The sequence below is a fragment of the Endozoicomonas atrinae genome, assembly GCF_001647025.1.
Taxonomy (GTDB): domain Bacteria; phylum Pseudomonadota; class Gammaproteobacteria; order Pseudomonadales; family Endozoicomonadaceae; genus Endozoicomonas; species Endozoicomonas atrinae.
In genome coordinates, this window is sequence record NZ_LUKQ02000444.1 from 1 (window position 1) to 2,591 (window position 2,591).

The window sequence follows — 2,591 nt, forward strand, 5'->3', positions numbered from 1 at the left end:
GCGTCATTCGTAAGGCGATCAAGAACCGGAAGATTTTTCGGACTGATGAGTCAGTCATGAAGGTAATCTATCTGGCCATGGAAAAAGCTTCCGAGAAATGGACCATGCCGATCAGGAACTGGAAAGCAGCCATGAACCGGTTTGAAATTATGTTTCCTGACCGGTTCAAGGAGTAATAGTTTTGGTGGCGTTTACACAGAATTATTTACAGGCTCGTGGATGACAGTTTTGATGTTGGTCTGGTGATGACTTTCGCTGACCAGAAAAATATGGATGAGTATATTAATGATCCTCTTCATCAAAAGAAGGTAAAGACCTACTTTGCCCCCTTGAGCCGCAAAATCCTGATATATGATATTCAGTACTGACCAATTTCAGGCTTTGGGTTTTATCAGATCATTTCAGAGCCATTACTCTGTAGCCTCAACCCATATTTTATAGACTTCTGCTTCGACCAGGCTCTCACTCGAGCCCCAGAAATCCGAATAGAGAATATTCACCTCCTGATTCGCAGCAGCAGCATCTTCTGCATAGCGGCAAAAACTTTCCTGATAGGTTGTAAACTGTCCAACATCAGGAACAAACTGATGCTCCTTACGCCCCCCCATATAGTTTCCAGTTTCACTCCCTCCTGATTCGCTGGGGAATCTCTTTGCGGGTATCCATTCATCCCGATAACTGACAATATTTCTTGAGCCTCCTAAATGAATATCAATAATGCACTGATTACTTAACCAACTTCGATTTATCCGCTGAATCCTGGTAACCAGACCTCTGGAGACTCTCTCACGATAAAACCAGTTATTGCGATAGTCCCAGTCAACTTCAACACCTTCTGGAAACGCTTTAGCAGAATGAGAAACAGAAAAGTCCTCTAACAGAGGAGCGATTTCCGTAAGAATAAAGTCACTTTCAGAACTGAAAGGACTGCTCCAGAAGGCTTTACTTCTGAAGGAAAAAACAAAAACCTCTGGCTCTCGTGTGCCAACCAGATCCACCCAAAGCTCTTGATCCGATTCTTCGACAGAAAGCGAATATTGAAATGAAGGGTACTGCGGAAGCTCAGATGTTTCAGTTGCATGCACTACCAGCTCTCCGGAGCTCCACAAAAACCCATTAACCCACTCTCTGGAGCCAAGATTTCCGACCAATATCCCAGTTAGCCAGCTATTCTGACTATCCACGATAACAGTATCGTTTGTTGTACTAATCAGGGTTTCTCTCTCAGAATCCGAGACAAACTTACCTGGGTAATGTTCTTCTGACCTTCCTGTCGGAACAAGAAACAACACCATAAAAACAATGATGGGCATCCATTTCATCACTAGCTTCCCTGTATGAGTTTTGACATCCACTGTCATCAAGAGCCGACCAGGTCAGGGAGCAGGAGGTGATCCGAAAATAAACTGTCTTACACAACAACGACTCCTGTGTTTTTCTGGGGAGCACCTGTACGGCCACTATTCTCAAATAGCCTTGACCCATCGTCGACCTTGAACTCCGATCCCCCTAAAGCTGTATCTTTTAAGATAACGAAGGTTAGTGATTAAGAACAGAGGAACATGCTACGTTGGTAACATCAAAGACTTCATCTGACGAACCTTCAGAGAGCTGACGTTTCCATGATCCAACACAGCACTGTATGTATGCAGGGAAAAGCGTTTCACTTCAGGCTTCATAGCGGAAAGAATTGTTGATGCATTACTCATCGACACACCGCCACCCACAACAATTTCAAGACCTTCCGATACAAACCTGCCCATAGTTTCCAGCTGTCCAAGCCCCTCCAGTGCTGTTTCAACACTCCCCCAGGCAGTGCCGCTGGTGAGCACCCGATCAACACCAAGTTCAAGCAGCGTTTCAAGCGAATATTGCCAGTCTGGTGTTGCATCAAAAGCCCGGTGAAAGGTAACTGTCAGATCAAATTCGCGGGCCTTCCCTATCAGCTGTTCACAATATGCTCGATGAATACCAGCTGTTTTCTTATCCAGAACGCCAATAACAATGCCATCGACCCCTGCCGTCGCAGCATCTCTAATTTGGTGTTCCATAAGGGCAATCTCATCCATGGCATAAAAGAAGCCACCACCTACAGGGCGAATCATTGCCAACAGACCAGGGCGATCCTTAAATGCATCTCTTGCCAGCTCTATATGTTGGATAGAGGGGGTTAAGCCATCCTGCTCCATGTGGGAGCAAAGCTCGATTCTATCAGCTCCTCCCTGCCATGCTGAGAGAACCGAGCGGGAAACGTAGGAGTCATCTTTACTATGAACACAGACTTCAATAGGTATCATGCAGTATCTGATTATATATTCTATTCTGTTAACTGAACCGGACTCTTCATAAATTGAAGAAGCTACTCTCTATTTTATATCATCACGTGCCTCACAAACAGAAAGCCCCTCCTTTTTAGCTTTTAAAATGGCTAAATCAATCAAAAAAATCATTACACCATTAAACTCTGAACAGCTGAAAAAATATTTTATCAACTATAGATTCAAACACCATAGTGCGAAATAAAATAAACACTCATGGAAATATAACAAAAGATGCCTTATATATGTATATTATACACATCTGAAGCTGAC

The 2,591-nt window shown here is 43.8% G+C and carries 3 protein-coding genes and 1 pseudogene; 2 read left to right on the forward strand and 2 right to left on the reverse strand.

Annotation, left to right across the window (positions count from 1 at the left end; genetic code table 11):
- Positions 1-176, forward strand: a pseudogene (locus tag AK963_RS32660) (IS256 family transposase); the annotation flags it as partial.
- Positions 177-215: 39 nt separating this feature from the next.
- A complete protein-coding gene (locus AK963_RS36945) occupies positions 216-368 on the forward strand; it encodes a Dabb family protein (protein WP_083232924.1) in 153 nt (50 codons plus the stop codon).
- A 42-nt stretch (positions 369-410) separates the two neighbouring features.
- Here the strand turns inward: AK963_RS36945 and AK963_RS27645 are convergent, their stop codons facing one another.
- Both AK963_RS27645 and AK963_RS27650 read right to left on the reverse strand, forming a co-directional pair.
- Positions 411-1,322 carry a hypothetical protein gene (locus tag AK963_RS27645; RefSeq protein WP_066018535.1) on the reverse strand — a complete coding sequence of 304 codons (912 nt, stop codon included), beginning with the start codon at positions 1,320-1,322 and terminating at the stop codon, positions 411-413.
- Between the two features lie 243 nt (positions 1,323-1,565).
- Positions 1,566-2,297 carry a copper homeostasis protein CutC gene (locus AK963_RS27650; RefSeq protein WP_066018536.1) on the reverse strand — a complete coding sequence of 244 codons (732 nt, stop codon included), beginning with the start codon at positions 2,295-2,297 and terminating at the stop codon, positions 1,566-1,568.
- Between the last annotated feature and the right edge of the window lie 294 nt (positions 2,298-2,591).